Origin of the sequence: Mobiluncus sp. (assembly GCF_034180645.1) — a bacterium.
Taxonomy (GTDB): Bacteria; Actinomycetota; Actinomycetes; order Actinomycetales; family Actinomycetaceae; genus Mobiluncus.
This window is the reverse complement of record NZ_JAXFNY010000015.1, coordinates 23334-41637: the sequence shown is the minus strand read 5'-3', so window position 1 is coordinate 41637 and position 18304 is coordinate 23334. Positions and strand designations below refer to the sequence as shown.

The window sequence follows — 18304 nt, the reverse complement described above, 5'->3', positions numbered from 1 at the left end:
AAATGTTACGTTCACTATTTACCGGAATCTCGGGCTTGAGTGTCCACCAGACCATGCTCGATGTGACTTCCAACAACATTGCTAACGTCAATACCACCGGGTTTAAGAGCGCGTCGACTCGTTTCGAGGACACGTTCAGTCAGCTGGTGCGTTCCGGGGCGGCGCCTCGACTAAACGAGCGCGGCGGTATGAACCCCGCGCAGGTCGGTTTGGGTGTGAAGCTCCAGTCCATCACCCAAAACTTCACCGGCGGCGCGGCCCAGATGACGGGCCGTAACCTGGACACCATGATTAATGGCGACGGGTTCTATGTCCTGCGTAAAACCAACGGTTCCAGCGTGTACACCCGCAACGGCTCCTTTGGTTTGGATGCCCAAGGTCAGGTCGTGGCGGCGGACGGCTCGTTCGTGCAGGGCTGGATGGGCAACGAAGACGGCACCATTAACGCTTCGGGTACCCCCGGCAATATCACCCTGCCCCTGACCCAGACTGTCAAAGGCAAGCCGACCACCAAGGTCATTTATGGCGGTAACATTCCCGCTGACCAAATTTATATGGATCCGACTCAGTCCAAGACTTCGCCGGATAATGCGTTCCAGCGTTCCCAAATCGTGCACGCTTACGACGATAAGGGTAACCCCCACGACATCCTGCTGACTTTCGCGCGTCACGACTTTGCCACACCTGGTTCGGAACCGGTGTGGGAGCTGCGCGCTTATGACGCAAAAGCATACTCTGAGTTAGACGAGAAAAAGCGTGAAGAGTTTACTAAGTCTACAGATGGTGGGGCTCGTATCAAGCTGGAAGTCGATGCCAGTACTGATGTCAAAATTGGCGATTCGACTGTTAATCTGGATGCTAAAGGTGGCGTATTGCTGTTCAAGTTTAAGACCGACGGCACCTTGGACGAGGAATCTCAGAAGGCTCTGAAGACCGTCAAATTCAAGCTGGATCAAGTAAACGTGGACGAAACAACGACCCCGAAGTCAACAAAAATCCTCACCCCGGATGTTACAAAGCAACCGGTAAACCTGGACCTGTCCGCGATGACCGGCTTTGGCGGGGTTAATAACTTTGGTCAAAAGCAGGTCGATGGCAATATGGCGGGCTACATGACGGGTTACTCGGTCGAGGCTGACGGCACGATTCGTGGCACGTTCTCGAATGGGGATAACCGCCCATTGGCGCGTATCGCGGTGGCGAGCTTTGCCAACCCGCTGGGCTTGGAAAAGGCCGGCAGCTCTTACTTCGTGGAATCCGGTAACTCCGGGCAGCCCCAGATTGGCGAAGCCGGCACCGGCCAGCGTGGCGCCATGACGGGCGGCGCCATCGAAATGTCGAACGTAGACCTGGCTGCCGAGTTCACGAACCTGATTCTGTCCCAGCGCGGCTTCCAGGCCAACAGCCGCGTTATCACCACCTCGGATGAAATCCTGCAGGAACTGGTGAATATGAAGCGCTAAACCAGGGGTAAACCGGGACTGAACTCAGGGTGAAAAATCCCGAGAAATTCCTTGGAAAATCCCTAAAAGCCTTTCAATTTCAGAAAAAACACCGAAGTTAAGGAAAACCGCGCAGAGGAGGAACCATGATTGCGTTGACACGCTTGGGCGGGTCGGACTTTGTCCTGAACCCTGACCTGATTGAGCGCGTCGAGTCCACGCCTGACACGATTATTGTCATGGTGGACGCAACTCGCTACGTGGTTTCCCAAACCGTGACCGAAGTCATCGAACTGATTCGTGAGGACCGCGCCCGCCTGCTGGCTCGCGTTGAGGAACTCATCCAAGACGATTCCCGGATTTCGACGCCTGCGGCGAGGCTTACCGTGGTGAACATTGAGAAAGATTCGGAGGACTAAGTATGGATCCCGCATCAATCGTTGGCATCGTTGGCGCGCTCTCGGCAGTAGTAGCCATGCTGTATATGGAGGGTGCCGAGATTACAAACATCCTGTTGCCCCCGCCCATGACCCTGGTCTTTGGGGGGACGATTCTGGCGACCATGGCGTCTTTCACTATGAGAGACTTCCTCTATGCTTTTGGCCAAGTTCCGAAAGCATTCACAGCTAAGGTTCCCGATGCTACCGACGCGATTGACACCATCGTGTCTCTGTCTGAAAAAGCCCGCCGCGAAGGTCTGTTGGCTTTGGAAGACGCCGCGAAAGGCATTGAGGACTCGTTCATGCGTGAAGGTTTGATGGCTGCCATCGATGGCATGGATCCCGAAGATTTGCGTTCCATGCTGACGGATAGAATTGAGGCTCGCAAGCAGTCAGACAAGACCGCTTATGCCTGGTTCCACGCCGCTGGCGGTTACGCTCCGACCATTGGCGTTATCGGTACCGTGATTTCCCTGGTGCACGTGCTGACGCAGCTGTCCGAGCCCGAGACTTTGGGTCCACTGATTGCTTCGGCTTTCGTGGCTACCCTGTGGGGTCTGCTCAGTGCGAACATGATTTGGCTGCCGATTTCCTCCCGTATGGAGAGAATCTCCAATCTGGAGTTGGCACGGATGGAAATCGTCATGGAAGGGCTCATCAGTCTGCAGTCCGGGGCGAACCCGCGTCAGGTTGGCGAACGTCTGCGCTCGTTGATTCCGCCGAACCAACTAAAGGCCGAAAAAGCGGCCTAGCCCTGACCCGTCGTTAGGAAACGACTTTTCCGCAAACACCGAGAGGAGGAACTTGTATGGCAAAGCGTAAGCATGAATGTCCGGAACCTGACAACACCGAGCGTTGGTCAGTGTCCTATCTGGACATGATTACCGTCATGATGTGCCTGTTCCTGGTGCTGTACGCGATTTCTCAAGTTGATCAGGGCAAATTGGCCAAGCTGCGCGCGTCCCTGGCGGCCGGTTTCAACGCCACCATTCAGATTGCCAATCCGCTCCAAACCGATGGGGGACTGGGCGTTTTGGCCGGTTCCACCTCGGCGGTGCAGCTGGGCAGTCTGATGGGTAACCTGAACCAAAATCCTCAATCTCAGCCCGAACGCATGCAGGCTATGAGGGAAGCCAGTCACCTGAACTCCATCAAGAAACAGGTTGAAGAACAATTGAAAGCGGCTGGCAAGGAAGGCGCCTTGGCGATGCGAATCACCGACCAGGGGCTGGTGTTGGGCATGGTCGCCAACGACACCTACTTTAAGACTGGAGAGGCAACGATTCAGCCCACCGCTCGTGAGGTACTCAGTGCGGTGACCCCGGTTTTGGCGTCTCTAGAAGAAAGCATTGCCATCGAAGGTTATGCCGATCCGCAACCAATCGCTAACGCGAGATTCCCCTCTAACTATCACCTGGCTTCAGCTCGTGCCATTGAGGTGCTGATTGCGCTAAAGGACGGTGGAGTGCCGGGGGCGAAACTGCGAACGATTTCGTATGGAGCCGATCACCAGACTGAGGCTACAGACGGTCAGGATGCTTGGGCTTTCAACAGGCGTGTGGATATTGTCATTATGTCAACCGCAAAAGATTCCGTCCGCGCCTTACTGCCCGATGCGGCGAAACAGCTCGCGGGTGGGACAAATGCCAACATCGCCCCGCCGCCTCCCAATATTGCCCCGTCCCTAGCGCCCCCGCCGCCGGAAGGCACCGCGGGTGAGGCAGGCGCTACAGGCGACGAGAACTAGGCTGGGCGGGTTTCATCGAATGATGACATCGAAAAAGCTAGATTTTCGGGGTCAAGCCGCCCCGAGAGCAGGACTTTACAGGTAACGTAGGAAAAGGATAATACGAATCGTCCCGGTGCAGGTCAATTGCAAAGTCTCTGACGCGGTCCGATTCTAAACACAGACCGGAACCGGCCATGCTGGTCCGGACCTTAGGGAGGAAATATGCCAGTCGGTGTTGGAGCGAAACCAGCGGGAGGCACCGCCGCAAAACCGGTCCCGGCAGCCGCTAAACCGGCTATGCCCCCAACCGCGCCTCCGGTGGGAGCGGAACCGGGCAAGAAGGGCGGCGCGAAAAAGATTCTGCTCGTCGTCCTGATTGTAGTGCTTCTGGCCGTATTAGCGGTGGGCGTGTTCCTGGCGCTGAAGCTGCTCGGTGTCATCGGGGGAGGAGACGGTGAAAAGGAATCCCCGAAACCCGTAGAGACCACTAAGGCTCTGGTGATGGGCAAGCAGTCGGTGTCGACGGGGGAGCCGCTGAGTATCAACCTCGATGATGGATTCATGTCGTTTGCGGCCACGATTTACTTTGACGAAGAAATCAAGCCGGAGGGCGAGGGCAGCTCGGACATCGATCCGTCCCCCGCTCGCGACGCGGCTTTACGGCTGTTCAAAGGCATGAAGAAAGAGGATTTGGACAAGCCCGGCGCGATGCAGGAGCTGCAAAAGAAATATACCGCCGAGTTGAACAAGAGCCCGATTCCGCCTTATAACGGACACGTGGTGACTGTCCAGTTCACCACTTTTGCCTACCAGTAAAGCTCAAACTTGCTGGCGGGGAACACCCGCAACTGAAGGCGATTCTTTCTAACAACGCAGGAAAACCCCAAACTCTAACGGTTTACCTGGATAAAATGGAAAACGATGGCAAAGACAAGTACCGTTCAGACTGACGTAGATGCGAGAGTTTACGACTTTAGTAAACCGATGAAACTCCCGCGTGAGTACGCGCGCATTATGGAGATGGCTCTGGAAGCCTTTACCCGGCACTGGGTCAACCAGCTGGTAGGACGCCTGCATGTGGTGATAACCGGTGACGTCGGGGATTTGTCCATGCGGTCTTATGACGATTACATTAAGACCCTGCCGACCCAGACTCTGATGGTGATTATTGATTTCCAAGGGGGGCGCAACAAGGGAGTTTTGCAATTCCCTCGCCAAACCGCTCTGGCTTGGGTCGATCACTTGCTGGGCGGAACCGGAGACGTGGAATCGACTCCTGACCGGGAACTGACCGAGGTCGAGGTTTCGGTCCTGATTGACTTCCTCAAGCGGGTGCTTTCTGACCTCGATATGGCTTTCCAATCGATGCTGCCGCTGGGTAGCCAATTCCGCACCATCGAGTATGCTCCTCAGTTTGTGCAGGTCGTGGACGGTTCCACTCCGGTGCTGTTTGCCCCGATTTCTTTGACCGCCGGGGAACACCAGGATGACTGCTCCATTATGATGCCGGTGTCGATGATTACGGATGCGATTCATCAGGGCGATGTCCATGACACTCGTACCGAACAGCAAAAAGCGGAAGCCGCCGCGGTGCGTCAGCTCCTGGTGGATTCTATCGAAGACGTGCCGGTTGAGGTGGCGGTGCGTTTCACTCCCCGGAAGGTCAATCCGCGTGAACTCGATGGCCTGGCTATCGGCGATACCTTACCTTTAATCCACCCGACCTCTCGTCCATTGGATATGGTGGTTGGGGATTTGATTTTGGCAGAAACGGCTGCAGGAACTTCCGGGTCGCGTTTGGCGGCGATGGTGGTTTCGGTTAACAAAGGAGAAAAGAAATGAGCGTGACCCCGAATCAGGTTCTGGATGCTGCCCAGGCGGTCATACCACTACTACCCTCGACCACTGAGCTTACCGCATCCTCATGGGAGCCCGGCGACCCGATGCCGGGTGCTGATTCTCCCGCAGTGGTCACGACTCTGTCCGCCGAAGAATCTCTGCAGGTGTGCTTGGTCGCCTCCTCGATTATTGCGGAAGCCTTGGAGGGCGCGGAGGGGTTGACCCAGACCCAGGCGTTGTTGCCGGCTTTGGAAGCGGCCACTTCTGCCCTGGGGACCGGGGTCATGGAAAACACCACCGAGGGAACCGTAGACGACCTACTGGACAGCGAAGACTGGATTAAGGCCACCTTGGAGGCTGACGGCACGGTGCAGGGCTGGTTAGCGGTGCGTCCCGCGCCGGTCCAGGAAACCGCCGCCGAGGACAAAGCCCAGGAGACTCCCGAAGGCCCGGTCACTCAGGCCACTGCCACTCCCGAGCAGCGCGCCGAGTCGATGAAACTGCTTTATGACGTCGAGATGACTTTGACGGCGGAAATCGGGCGCACCAAGTTAGCGGTGCATGACGTGCTGGATTTGTCCCCCGGCTCCGTTATCGAGTTGGATCGTTCCGCCGGTTCAGCCGCTGACGTCATGGTGAATGGCCGCCTCATTGCTCGCGGTGAGATTGTCGTGGTTGACGAAGAATACGGTATTCGTATTACGGAGATTGTGTCTCTGGCCGATCAACAGAATCAGAGCCAGTCCTAGTGAATGGATCAGTCGAAAAGGGGTGAGCGGTGAGCTTACTGGGCGTCTTACAGACCGGTGTGGCGTGGACAACGCTCGGTTACGTTCACCTCAATAACCTTGCCGCGGCTCTGAGCGCTTCCGAAACCTCAGATCCGGCCAGCCCCAGCCCGACCGGCAACACGAAGCTGGTCGGCTCCACTCCAGCTTCCCGTCCGACTACACCCGCAAAGAACACCCCGCCGAGTTCCCCTGCCTCCGATACGCTTACCCCGGACGTGCCGTTGACCGGTCAGCCCGCCGAGAACCCCATGATGATATTCCTGCGCTTCATCGTGGGAATCGTGGTGGTGTTCCTGCTGATGTGGTTGCTGTGGCGTTGGTTCAAGCGCACCAACCTCGGTGATTACGAGGGTCCGGGCTTGCGTTTGGTGTCTCGGCTGCAGCTGTCTCGGGTTTCCCAAGTCGCCCTCATCGAGATTGGCGGGCGAATGTTCCTGGTGGGGGCGGGGGATTCCTCCGTCACTCCCATCGCCGAGATTTATGACACGGAGGAAATGTCCGCGGAACTGAGCGCTGCCGCCGAGGCTTTTCAGGAGCGGGCTAATCAGCCGGTGTCCCGGCCTTTTGGAGAGCTGTTGGCTCGCGCCACGAAACGTGTCGAGCGGGGCTCGCGCCCCTCGCCGCAGTCGGCGAGCCCGAAGCCTACCGAGACTCGTTCAGTCACGCCAAGCCGTACTGCTGTGCAGGCCAGGCTCGCAACGCCAGCCGCCGCAGCCAAGGCCAAGCCGAAGTCGCAGGTCACTGAGGAACAGATGGATGCTCTAGCCTCTCAGATTGCCGCCGAATTCGGGGCCAAAGGACCGCAGAAACCTGCCGCGGACGGTCAGCTCGTCCCCACGAAAACAGCGCCTACGAAACCCGCGGCGAGCGACAAAAAGCCCGCGGAGAAAACTTTTCCTGCCGCCGCCTCGCAGACTTCGGCGGTGAGTCCGCATGAGTGACATGCTGCTGACCCAACACGCCGCTTCGGTGGCGGAGTTTCATGCCTATACGCGGGAGCGCCAGGCGCGCCAAGCGCGGCGCCAAGCTGCCTTCCGTCAGGCTGTTCGCGAACAGTATCGCGCCAGCGCCGCTCACTGGGAGCGCCTGGGTGTCACTTTCACCTTGCCCCCCGATTTCAGTGCGGACACCATCGGTTCCGGGCGAACCGCTGTTGATGCCGCCAGCCTGGAACGGGAAAAACGCGAACGTGCCCGCAGCTCTCGCTTCGGATTCGGCTTGAAACATCGGGAGTTGAGCCCGGAACAGCGCTTGGCTCGTCTGCGCCTGCAGCTGGCTTGGTTCCTGGCTGTCGTGGCGGTTTTTGCCATTAATTTTTCCATGCCCCACGCTTCAGCCGACCCCGCAGTCGCCCCGGCCGCGTCAACCGTGAGCCAGTCGGCAGACCCCGCGCTCAGTCAACCAGGACAATCCGCCCTTGTGAGCTCTGCAAATGTAATCCAACCTGGGCAACCTGACCCGTTAACGGATCCGGGAGACATCATCGGTCCCAATGACCCGAACGCCCCGGTCAATCCAGAAAAACCCGGCATTCAACTGAACGTCAACGGCTGGGATAAAGCGCCCTCCACCGCCGTCCTGGTGTTCCTGCTGATTACCGTGCTTTCAGTGGCGCCGTCACTGCTGTTGATGATGACGTCCTTCACCAAGATTTTCATCGTTTTGGCGATGGCACGTAACGCTTTGGGCTTAAACCAGATTCCCCCGACCCAGGTCATTTCGGGATTGGCGATTTTCCTGTCCCTGTTCATCATGAGCCCGACCATCACGTCTATCTGGCAAGATGCCGTGCAGCCGTATATGGACGGCAAAATTGAAGTGCAGGACATGCTCAAGCTCGCGGAAAAACCGGTGCGTGAATTCATGGGACCGCTGACCCGCGAAGAGGACATCGCCCTGATGACCCGCGCTGCTGATCGCGCTAACCCACCCAGTCTGGAAGAAACCCCCTTTACCACCCTGGTGCCGGCGTTCATGATTTCCGAAGTTCGTTCCGCCTTCATCATCGGGTTTGTGGTGTTTATCCCCTTCCTTGTCATTGACCTGGTGGTCGGCGCTGCCCTGATGAGTATGGGTATGATGATGCTTCCTCCCGTGATGGTTTCCATGCCGTTCAAGGTTTTGCTGTTTGTCATGGTTGACGGTTGGGGCTTGTTGACCAAGACCTTGATAGGAACGTACCGATGAATTCCTCCGCTGTTTTGGACCTCGCTTTGACCGCCATGTTGATGGGGGCGAAATTGTCGGCACCCATTTTGATTACCTCGCTGGTCGTGGGTTTCCTGATTTCACTGTTCCAGTCCATCACCCAAATCCAGGAAGTCACCCTGACCTTCGTGCCAAAGACCGTGGCGGTGGGCATCGCCCTGTACATCTCGGGCTACTGGATGCTGCAAACCCTGGTCACCACCACTCAGGACATGATGGCGCGGATTCCGGCTCTGCTGAATTCTTAAGGCAAGGTGGGGCTATGACCATCAATCTCGCTCTCTTTACCGCTTTTGCCCTGGCCACCGTGCGCGCTACCGTTTTCCTGGCGCTGTGCCCGCCCTTCAACAGTCGCGCCATTTCCGGCCGGGTTAAGGCGCTGCTGGGCGCCGCTTTGGGGTTCGCTTGCATGAGCCGGGTCGGGCCGATAGAGCAATCGGACGTATTCCTATTTGAGCTGCTGATTCAAGCCCTCATAGGCTTTTCTATGGCCGTCATGGTGCGCATCATCATCGCGGCACTCCAGATGGCCGGTTCGCTCATAGACTTTGAAGGCGGTTTTGCGATGGCCCAGGCCTTCGACCCGCTGACCATGACGAACCAGGCGACTTTCGGGCGGGTCTACGAACTAACGGCCATGGCCATGCTTTTTGCTACCAACGGCTATCAGCTGCTGATAATGGGACTGGCGCGCTCTTTTAACGCCATGCCGGTCGGCGCGGTCTTTGACATGGCCAACTACGCCGACCGTCTGGTGTTTCGTTTCGGTGAACTGATGGTCGCCTCCATAGAGATTGCCGGGCCGCTGCTGCTGGTGCTGTTCCTCACCGACATGGGTCTGGGTCTGTTGACCAAGGTCGCGCCGGCCATGAACGCCTTTACCTTGGGCTTCCCGCTGAAGATTATGATGACCGCGTTCACCGCCCCCCTGATTATGGTGGTCATTCCTCAGGTCGTTGAGAAACTGATGGATAAGGTCATGGTGAGTTTCCAGGGGGTGTTCATGTGAGCGATTCCGGCGAAAAGACTGAAAAGGCCACCCCGCGGCATCTGAAAAAAGTTCGTGAGGAAGGTGGCCTGCAAAAGTCCCAAGATCTGACCGGGTGGATTTCCTTGGCCGCCGGGGCAGCCTTGCTTCCGTTCATGATGGACACGGCGTTCCAAAAGGCTCGCCATCAGACTTTGACGGCGGTGACCCTGAAAGAGGTTCCCTCTAAGCAAGAAATCGTGGGTTTCCTGGCCTCCTCGTTGGGCACGATTGTGTGGACTCTGCTGCCGTTTATGCTGGCCATTTTGCTGGTCGCCGTGATGGTGAACATTATCCAAGGTAAAGGCGTGTTCCCTTCCGCCAAACACTTGAAGCCCAAACTGCAAAACCTGAACATTGTCAAGGGCTTTAAGAAAGTAGTCGGCATCCAGCCCTTGTGGAACGGTTTGAAGGCCCTGCTTAAGACCATCGCCGTGGGCATCGTGTTGTACGTAGTCATTTCCGGGGTCGCCGAGATAATGGGAGCGGCCGGACATATCTCGTTGTGGGATTTGATTGCCTACGGTCAGGGCAAGATGTGGCTGCTCATTTGGGCTTCGGTTATCGCCGGCATCGCGGTCTCCGTGCTGGACGCTCTGTTTATCTTTAAAAAGAACCAGAAACAGACCAAGATGTCCAAGCAGGAAATCAAGGAAGAATACAAACAGGACGAAGGCGACCCGTTGATTAAGTCCCAGCGCCGCTCTCGTGCCATCGCCATGAGCCGCAACCGGATGATTGCCGACGCCGCTAACGCTGACGTAGTGGTGGTAAACCCGACCCACTACGCTGTTGCTCTCAAGTACGAAGCGGGTCAGGGCGCCCCGAAAGTCCTGGCGAAAGGGGTGGACCATATTGCTTCGCGGATTCGTGAAGTCGCCCAAGATTCAAAGATTCCCCAGGTAGAGGACGTTTCGCTGGCGCGGACTCTGTATTCCACAGTCGAGGTCGGTGCGGCGATTCCCGAGGAGCTCTACACCGCGGTCGCCCAGGTCCTTGCCTTCGTGCTGATTCTGAAAAAGCGCGGGACTCGCGGCGGGGTTCACAAGATGCCCTCTTACCTCTTTGAGAAGGAATCCTGATGAACCAGTTTTGCCCCTAAAAAGTTGGAAAAACTAATGTAAACGACCCTTTTGCCGATGGGGCAACGGTAAGATAAGTGAGGAATGGAGTCCATGGCCGTGAGGAGACCGGCACGTGAAGGGCAAATTTGATGCCACAATGATACCGAAGCTGATAGTCCCCGTGGGGATTGTCGGCATCGTCATGTTACTTGTTTTCCCGCTGCAGCCGTGGATGATGGACGTCCTACTCACCATGTCCATCATGCTGTCCATGATTTCCTTGCTCACGACCATGTTCGTTGCCAAGCCGTTAAACTTTTCGGTGTTTCCGACTCTGGTTTTGGTGCTGACACTGTTCCGGCTGAGTTTGAACATCGCTTCGACCCGGTTGATTTTGACGCCCGGATCCGGGGGTGGTTCCGCGAAAGCCGGCAAAGTCATCGAGGCATTCGGGACTTTCGTGGTGGGCGGCAACTTTGTGGTCGGCATGGTGGTATTCGTCATCCTGGTCATCATCAACTTCGTCGTCATTACCAACGGCGCGGGACGTGTGGCGGAAGTCGGGGCGCGTTTCACCTTGGATGCTATGCCCGGTAAACAGATGGCTATCGACGCCGACCTGAACTCCGGTCTCATCGATGAAGAAACCGCTCGTGCCCGGCGTGCCGAGATTGCTTCCGAGGCCGACTTTTACGGCGCTATGGACGGTGGCTCCAAGTTCGTCAAGGGTGACGCTATCGCCGGTATCGTAATCACCATCGTCAACCTCATCGCCGGCTTCATCATCGGCATGGTCGTGGAAGGCATGTCGGTTGGCGACTCCATCGCGACATACTCCCAGCTGACGGTCGGCGATGGTCTGGTTTCCCAGATTCCGTCCCTGCTGATGAGCTTGGCTACCGGCGTTATCGTCACCCGTTCCAAGGACTCTCCCGAAGGCGGTATCGGCGGAGACTTCTCTCGCCAGCTGACCCAGTCCTTCGCCGCGCTGTTTATCGCGGGGATGGCCTGCATCTTCATGGGGATTATTCCGGCCATGCCGAAGGCTCCGTTCTTTGTTATCGGCGCCCTGCTGCTGTATGCCGGGTGGCGCTCCATGGCGAAACTCAAGCAAGTCGAGGCTGAGGAAGAAGTTGTGGTCGAGGAGGACAACTCCAAGCCCGCGGGCGAAACCCCCGAACAGCTCATCGAACAGATGCGAGTCCCCGCCCTCGAAATCCTCCTCGCTCCTGACCTCATCGACCTGGTGGGAGCAAACACCGACACCGACCTGCTGGCGCGAGTGCGCGGCTTGCGCCGCAAAGTGGCTCTCGAATCGGGCTTCGTCCTGCCCCCGGTGCGCACCCGCGATTCTGTAGACCTGCCCGTGTCCACCTACGTCATCCGCATGTCCGGCGTGGAAGTCGGCCGCGGCATCGCCCCGCCTGGAAAGGTTCTGGCCTTGGGCGATATCCTGGACGACCTGCCTGGTGAAATCACCAACGAACCCGTATTCGGCTTGACCGGCAAATGGATTCCCGTGGAGTTGCGCTACAACGCCGAGCTGGGTGGAGCGACCGTAGTAGATCGTGTTTCTGTGCTGATTACCCATCTGGGGGCGCTGGTCAGCGAGAACGCGGCGCGGCTCCTGTCTCGTGAAGACGTGCGTATCCTGGTAGACGGGGTGCGCCAGACGAACCCGAGCGCCGTGGAGGAACTCATCCCCGCGATGCTGTCCCTGGGTGAAGTCCAAGTTGTGCTGCAAGGCTTGCTGGAAGAACAGGTCCCCATCTTGGACCTGCCCCGGATTTTTGAGGCACTGTCCGTGAAAGGCAAGCAGACCACCGAACCTGAGCAGCTCATCGAGGCGGCTCGAGCGGAGTTGGGTCCCTCGATCGTGGCAAAGTACGTGATGGACGGGGTACTGCGGGTCATTACCTTGGATCCGATTTTTGAACAGTCCCTGCTGGAGAGCGTACGTCCCGGCGATGAAGGCTCCCAACTGGCTCTGGATCCGGATCGGATGGAGACTTTCCTGAACCAGACTCGCGAAGTGACCGAGCAGGCGGAGCAGACCGGATTTTCTGTTGTTTTAGTTTGTGCGCCTGTCTTACGCCCAGCGCTGCGAAAACTTGTTAACCTTGGTATAGCGCGTTTGCCGGTGCTGTCGTATACCGAAGTGTCGGGCGCGAAAGTAATGATCGAGACGATGGGAACGATAAGTGGCAGCCACGCGATATCTGGTTGAAGGCGATCGCCTTGACGTCCTCATCGGCCAAGTAAAACGGATGGGCCGACGGGTCACCGTGCTCAAAGCCGAAAAAGTCCGCAAGGGCGGCCTGGCTGGGATGTTCGCCAAGGAACACTATGAAGTCCTGGTAGAGGTCGAGGGGGTCGGCGAACCGCCCCAGAGTTTCCGCAACGCTACCGGCACTGCGGCTGCCGCTGCGGCGAGCGCCAAACCCAAGCCCACCCACAAGACTCTTTCGGAACACGCTGACGAAGCCGGCTTAGGAAAGAAAAAGCAGGCTCCCCCGGATACTGGTGAATCCGCCGATTCTGCCGCGATCGGTAAAGGCAATGTGCGAGACGATGGCGGCACCGCTTCCCCTACCAAGAAAGATCCCGATCTGGAACACCTGCTTGACGAAGCGCGTTCCCAGCTCAGTTCCAATACCGAAGCCGCTCAAGCCCAGCTCGAAGCCCAGATGGCTCAGATGGGAATCGGGGATGCCACTTCCCTCATCAACGAAACTCAGACTGAACCGAATGCCGCTCCCAAGGCTAGTGAAACCGCCGGTTTAGCCGGCTCGATGGGGGCCATGCCCCGGCCTGCCGGCGGGGCTTTCGATGCGCGCCTGCAAGGGGCGGCGGCGCCGGGTGCGAGTGCCGGGCGTGTTGTTACCTCCGCTCCGCGCGTTGCTTCCGGTCCGAAATTGCCGGCGGCGGCTTTGAGCGAACTGGGATTCCCGGCGGAGTTGTTTGCTGGGGTGCCGGGAGGCGAAAACCTGGCTGAGGCCGTCGCCAGCGGTACCGTGGACACCAGCGAGATGGCGCTGGATGATGTGCTGGGGGCTTTACCCGAGCCAGTGCCCCTGCTGGAAAAGCCTGGTTCCACGATTGTAGTGGTCGGTTCCTCGCCGATATCCCTGTCGATTGTGGAAACCGCGCAGCGTTTGGCGGGTCGGCTGGGCGAGGACGCCTATTGCGTGCTGGGCGGGCCGAAAACCACTCTTCCCGGTGAGGCTTTGCGGGCTCGTTCCGGGGAAGAATTGAAGTCCCTGATGGAGGCTCATCCGGGGCAAACTTGTGTGTTAGCTTTGGCGGATTCGCTCATCGAAGCCCACCGGCGCACCATGGCGAAACTCATCTCGGTTATCTATGTAGATCAAACCTGGGCGGTAGTCGATGCACGTAGCCCCGCGGACAAAATCGAGAGCTGGATCCGCGGCCTGCCGGACGCGATACGTCCTGATGCCCTGGCAGTTCAGCGCATTTGGGAATCCGACCATCCCGGCGCTTTGTTCGAAGTGGGCATTCCCATCGGCATGTTGGACGGGGTTCCCGCGCGCGGCGAAGCCTGGAAGATGCTGCTGGAAGACATTTTCGCCGGCGCGCACTGATTTTTCCGCCTGAAATCCGGGTTCCGCTGTCTCCAATTGGCATTGCTGCCGATGATTCCATTCCGTTTGGTGAACAGAGTTTCCATCGTTTCCGGATTGGAAAGCATCGCGATAATCCCATACCGTTTGCCAGACTGCGGTCTTGCTTTGTTTGTCAGTGCCAAACTCTCAACCCCTGAGACAATCCCGGCCCGGGCGTTAATCCTATTAATTCGCTTCGGTGTGCCATATATGGCACACCGAAGCGAATTAATAGGTTTTATTGCGGGTTATCTGGGGATTTTAGGGGCTGTTTGTTACCGGATTTCTGTCCTGTTTGGGAGTGAAACCCCCTTGGTTTTTCGGAATAGTTGCACGAATGACCGATTTCAACCCAGAATCTGGACCATCATAGACTCCCCATTTTCTAAACTTGCAGGTTATGGCGATTCTAGTTCCTGCCGATAGGCTCTGAGCATAGCGAAATCGGTCATTCATGCAAGACAGGCCCAACATGGGGTTCATGGCTAGGGTGTCGGGGTTGTTTTTTCGCGGATTGTGTGCAAAATCGTGAGTTTGCGGGTTTATCTCATGTAGAGTAGTCCCGTGTTGGTTTTATCTAGGCGCATAGGCGAAAAGATTGTCATCGGTGACGGCATCGTGGTTACCGTTGTGGAAGTTCACCGCGATTCGGTGCGTTTGGGCGTGGATGCCCCGCGTTCCGTTCCAGTCAACCGGGCCGAGTTGCTTCAGGCAGTTTCTGAAGAAAACCAGGCCGCCATGTCGGGCACCGAAGCCGCCGCAGCCCTACAGTCCCTGCAGTCCATCAAGCCCAAATCCGGCCAGCCTTTGGACCTGTGCCGGTTGATGAAGGGGTCAGCAGCTCTGCCAGGCGCTGCCCAATCTCAGACACCCAAACCCTCCCCGAATTCACCAGCATCGCAGACAAATCCAGCCGCTAAACGGGTTCCGAAACCTAGCCCGCCGCAGACGAATTAATCTCCGCAAGCCCGCCTCCTGAGCTGGATAAAACCCCATAAACCTGAGCAAACCGTCCAAATGCGCTCCTGAAATCAAGAAATATCGCTGAAAATTCACTGAATTCGCTAACAAACTCATTTAAATGCCCGAAACTGGTGCGTAGACGGTGCCGCAGGCACCACTTATTTGGGAGGTCGCTTTATGGGCGAAATGGATGAAATTGTCCGCGAATTCCTGGTCGAGTCCTATGAGAACCTCGATCAACTGGAACAAGACATGGTGTCCTTGGAATCCGAACCGGGTTCAAAAGAACTCCTGTCCTCGATTTTCCGGACTATTCACACGATTAAAGGCACGTCAGGATTCCTGGCGTTCAACCGGCTCGAGAAGTTGGCACACCGTGGTGAAAACTTGCTTTCCGAGCTGCGTGATGGCGTACGTGAGATGGATCAAGACACCGCTGACGTACTGCTGTTGATGGTAGACCGAATCCGCAACATTATGGGTTCAGTGGAAGAAACCGGTCAAGAAGGCGATGTGGACATCGAATCCGTCATCGCTCAGATTGAAGCTATTCAAGGCAAGACGTTGAGTGCGCCAGTGCCGGCTGCTGACAGCATGTCTGGCGAACCGGCTCCGGCCGCCGCCGAGGAAGCTCCGTCCGAGATTCCGTTCTTGACCAATGTGGCTGATGAGAACGGCAATGTGAACCTGGGTGAGGACCCGGCGACCCCGCCGGCCGCCGCCGAGGAAGCTCCGGCCGAGATTCCGTTCTTGACCAATGTGGCTGATGAGAACGGCAATGTGAACTTGGGTGAGGACGCCGCCCCAGCCACCCCGGCTGCCCCAGCCACCCCGGCCGCCCAGGCCACCCCGGCTGCCCCCGCCCCGCAATCGAAACCGGCGGCATCCAAGAAGGACGAAGCCAAGCCGGCGGAACACGGTTCCTCGCGTTCAGCTGCGGATTCTTCCATCCGCGTGGATGTCGACCTGCTAGACGTGTTGATGCGCGAGGTCTCCGAGTTGGTGTTGGTGCGTAACCAGATTGTGCGCCTGACCGATTCGATGACCGACATGAACCTGGTGCAGTCGTCTCAGCGCTTGTCCATAGTCGCCACCGAGCTGCAAGAGGGCATTATGAAGACCCGCATGCAGCCCATCGAACACCTCTGGTCCAAGATGCCGCGCGTGGTGCGTGACCTCGCGAAACAGACTGATAAGAATGTGCAGCTGGTCATGATTGGCGGCGACACCGAACTCGATCGTTCCTTGCTGGAAGCCATCAAGGACCCGCTGACGCACATGGTGCGTAATGCGGTTGACCACGGGGTAGAGCTGCCCGAGGTCCGCCAGGCTGCCGGGAAAGACCCGAAGGGCACGGTGACCTTAAAGGCTTACCACGCCGGCGGCCAGGTCGTAGTTGACATTATCGACGACGGCGCGGGCATCGACCCGGTCGTGGTGGCGAACAAGGCTCTGGATAAAGGCCTGGTCACCCAGCAGCAGCTCGGCGAGATGAGCGACAAGGAAATCTTTAACCTGCTGTTCCTGCCGGGATTCTCGACCGCAAAGACAGTTTCTAACATTTCCGGGCGCGGGGTCGGCACCGACGTGGTCAAGACTTCCGTTGAGGCCATCGGCGGTACGGTCGACGTCGAGTCTGAACTCGGAAAGGGCTCGACTTGGCGGATGCGGATCCCGCTGACGTTGGCGATTCAGCCGTCCTTGACGGTCGAGTCCCACGGCGAGCTCTACGCCATTCCGCAGGTGTCCCTGCTCGAGTTGGTTGTTTTGGATTCGTCTCGCAAGGAAACTTCGATGGAGTACGTGAACGCCTCGCCGGTTTACCGCTTGCGTGGCATGCTGCTCCCGCTGATTCGCTTGAGCCACGTGCTGCATCCCGAGGAATCCAACGACCGCGGCTCCGAGGCCAACGGCGTCATTGCCGTGCTGCAAAACGACGACCAGCGTTTCGGCCTGGTGGTTGACAAGGTCATCAACAACGAAGAAATCGTGGTCAAGCCGCTGTCCTCCAAGCTCAAGTCCATCGGCCTGTACGCCGGTGCGACCCTGCTGGGCGATGGCCGCGTGGCGCTGATTCTGGATATCGGCGCGGTGGCGCGCAAGTCCCTGACCGGCGCGACGACCCAGGCTGCCCAGAAGGCTCAGATGGACGCGGAAGCCGCACAGGCTCGCAGCTCCGAGGTGACCGGTCAAGCGCTGGTGGTTGGTATTGGCGACGGGCGCCGCGTGGCGATTCCGCTGGCCGCCGTTACCCGCTTGGAGCACATCAGGGTCGAGGCGGTGGAACGCGTGGGTGGCCGCGAAGTCATCCAATACCGGGGCCAGATTCTGCCCATCGTCCGCCTGGATCGTTTGCTCGGGGTCATGGACTACGAGGAGCCCAAGGATCTGCAGGTCGTGGTGTATCGCCGGGGCGATCGTTCCGTGGCGATGGTGGTCCGCGAGATTCTGGACATCGTGGCCGACGACAAGCGCAAGCACTCCAACATCGAAGACCACGGCTTGCTGGGCTCTGCGGTGCTGAAGGACCGGGTTACCGAGCTGCTGGACGTCGAACAGGCCGTCCGCGCCGCCGACCCGACTTTCTTCGACGAAATCGAAGACTTCAACGCGGAACTCGAGATGAACTCTCGCCTGGACATGGTCGGGGCGTGATGAGCGATGACGCAGTACGTAACTTTCCGCTTGGACGGAGCCCTTTACGGCATTGAAGTCAATCAGGTCACCGAGATTCTGCACGGTGAGGACATCACGAACGTGCCGCTGTCGCCGACCGCCATTACCGGCCTTGTGAACCTGCGCGGGCAAATCGCGACCCTGATTGACCTGCGTAACCAACTGCACCTGCCGCCCCGCGAGGATCCCCGCGAAGCCATGATGGTCGTGGTGGTCCTGGACGGCGAGACCCTGTCTCTGATGGTGGATTCGATTGGCGATGTTCGCGAGGTCGACGAGTCGGATTTCGAGGCTCCGCCGGACACGCTGGGTCAGGACATGCGCGAACTCATCTTGGGTGCGTACAAGTTGAGCGATGACCTGCTGTTGGTCCTCGACGTGGAGCGCGTCGTCGCTATCGGCGCGGAAGCCCGCGGAGCGTGAGGTCCAGCCGTAGCTTAGAAATTGCAAAGTCGGAGGGGGTCACTGCGGTGGCTCCCTCCGATTTGTCCGCACAAGGGTG

At 57.9% G+C, this 18304-nt stretch carries 17 protein-coding genes; all 17 read left to right on the top strand.

Features of this window, described 5'->3' with window-relative positions; all coding sequences use genetic code 11:
• The first annotated feature begins 2 nt into the window (after positions 1-2).
• The 17 genes from SPI05_RS06430 (at position 3) to SPI05_RS06350 (ending at position 18225) form a co-directional block, all read left to right on the top strand.
• Positions 3-1463, top strand: coding sequence for a flagellar hook protein FlgE (locus tag SPI05_RS06430; RefSeq protein WP_321077193.1), 1461 nt, complete (start codon positions 3-5; stop codon positions 1461-1463).
• A gap of 125 nt (positions 1464-1588) precedes the next feature.
• On the top strand, positions 1589-1861 hold the full coding sequence (locus tag SPI05_RS06425; protein WP_321077191.1) for a flagellar FlbD family protein: 273 nt from the start codon (positions 1589-1591) through the stop codon (positions 1859-1861).
• 2 nt (positions 1862-1863) lie between these two features.
• Entirely contained in the window at positions 1864-2634 is a 771-nt protein-coding gene (locus SPI05_RS06420; protein WP_321077189.1) for a motility protein A, read from the top strand.
• 56 nt (positions 2635-2690) lie between these two features.
• Complete coding sequence (locus SPI05_RS06415; protein ID WP_321077187.1) at positions 2691-3629, top strand: flagellar motor protein MotB; 939 nt, start codon at positions 2691-2693, stop codon at positions 3627-3629.
• A gap of 204 nt (positions 3630-3833) precedes the next feature.
• Entirely contained in the window at positions 3834-4427 is a 594-nt protein-coding gene (locus tag SPI05_RS06410) for a flagellar basal body-associated FliL family protein (protein WP_321077185.1), read from the top strand.
• Positions 4428-4532: 105 nt separating this feature from the next.
• Positions 4533-5453: a flagellar motor switch protein FliM gene (locus SPI05_RS06405; RefSeq protein WP_321077184.1), complete on the top strand. Its 921-nt coding sequence runs from the start codon at positions 4533-4535 to the stop codon at positions 5451-5453.
• Entirely contained in the window at positions 5450-6199 is a 750-nt protein-coding gene (fliN, locus tag SPI05_RS06400) for a flagellar motor switch protein FliN (protein ID WP_321077182.1), read from the top strand. The genes SPI05_RS06405 and fliN overlap by 4 nt, the downstream gene beginning before the upstream one ends.
• A gap of 29 nt (positions 6200-6228) precedes the next feature.
• Positions 6229-7182: a flagellar biosynthetic protein FliO gene (locus tag SPI05_RS06395; RefSeq protein WP_321077180.1), complete on the top strand. Its 954-nt coding sequence runs from the start codon at positions 6229-6231 to the stop codon at positions 7180-7182.
• Positions 7175-8428, top strand: a complete 1254-nt coding sequence (fliP, locus tag SPI05_RS06390) for a flagellar type III secretion system pore protein FliP (protein ID WP_321077178.1) — start codon at positions 7175-7177, stop codon at positions 8426-8428. The genes SPI05_RS06395 and fliP overlap by 8 nt, the downstream gene beginning before the upstream one ends.
• Positions 8425-8697 (top strand): flagellar biosynthetic protein FliQ, encoded by a 273-nt coding sequence (locus SPI05_RS06385; protein WP_321077176.1) that lies wholly within the window; start codon positions 8425-8427, stop codon positions 8695-8697. Before fliP ends, SPI05_RS06385 begins: the two co-directional genes overlap by 4 nt.
• Before the next feature lie 14 nt (positions 8698-8711).
• Positions 8712-9458 (top strand): flagellar biosynthetic protein FliR, encoded by a 747-nt coding sequence (locus SPI05_RS06380; RefSeq protein WP_295027912.1) that lies wholly within the window; start codon positions 8712-8714, stop codon positions 9456-9458.
• Complete coding sequence (locus SPI05_RS06375) at positions 9455-10558, top strand: EscU/YscU/HrcU family type III secretion system export apparatus switch protein (RefSeq protein ID WP_321077174.1); 1104 nt, start codon at positions 9455-9457, stop codon at positions 10556-10558. Before SPI05_RS06380 ends, SPI05_RS06375 begins: the two co-directional genes overlap by 4 nt.
• 115 nt (positions 10559-10673) lie before the next feature.
• Complete coding sequence (flhA, locus tag SPI05_RS06370) at positions 10674-12767, top strand: flagellar biosynthesis protein FlhA (protein ID WP_321077172.1); 2094 nt, start codon at positions 10674-10676, stop codon at positions 12765-12767.
• Positions 12742-14142 carry a hypothetical protein gene (locus tag SPI05_RS06365; RefSeq protein WP_321077171.1) on the top strand — a complete coding sequence of 467 codons (1401 nt, stop codon included), beginning with the start codon at positions 12742-12744 and terminating at the stop codon, positions 14140-14142. The genes flhA and SPI05_RS06365 overlap by 26 nt, the downstream gene beginning before the upstream one ends.
• A 585-nt stretch (positions 14143-14727) precedes the next feature.
• Positions 14728-15120 (top strand): carbon storage regulator CsrA, encoded by a 393-nt coding sequence (csrA, locus tag SPI05_RS06360; protein ID WP_321077169.1) that lies wholly within the window; start codon positions 14728-14730, stop codon positions 15118-15120.
• 183 nt (positions 15121-15303) lie between these two features.
• Positions 15304-17781 (top strand): chemotaxis protein CheA, encoded by a 2478-nt coding sequence (locus tag SPI05_RS06355; RefSeq protein ID WP_321077168.1) that lies wholly within the window; start codon positions 15304-15306, stop codon positions 17779-17781.
• Positions 17782-17787: 6 nt separating this feature from the next.
• Complete coding sequence (locus SPI05_RS06350; protein WP_004008847.1) at positions 17788-18225, top strand: chemotaxis protein CheW; 438 nt, start codon at positions 17788-17790, stop codon at positions 18223-18225.
• Positions 18226-18304: the final 79 nt, after the last annotated feature.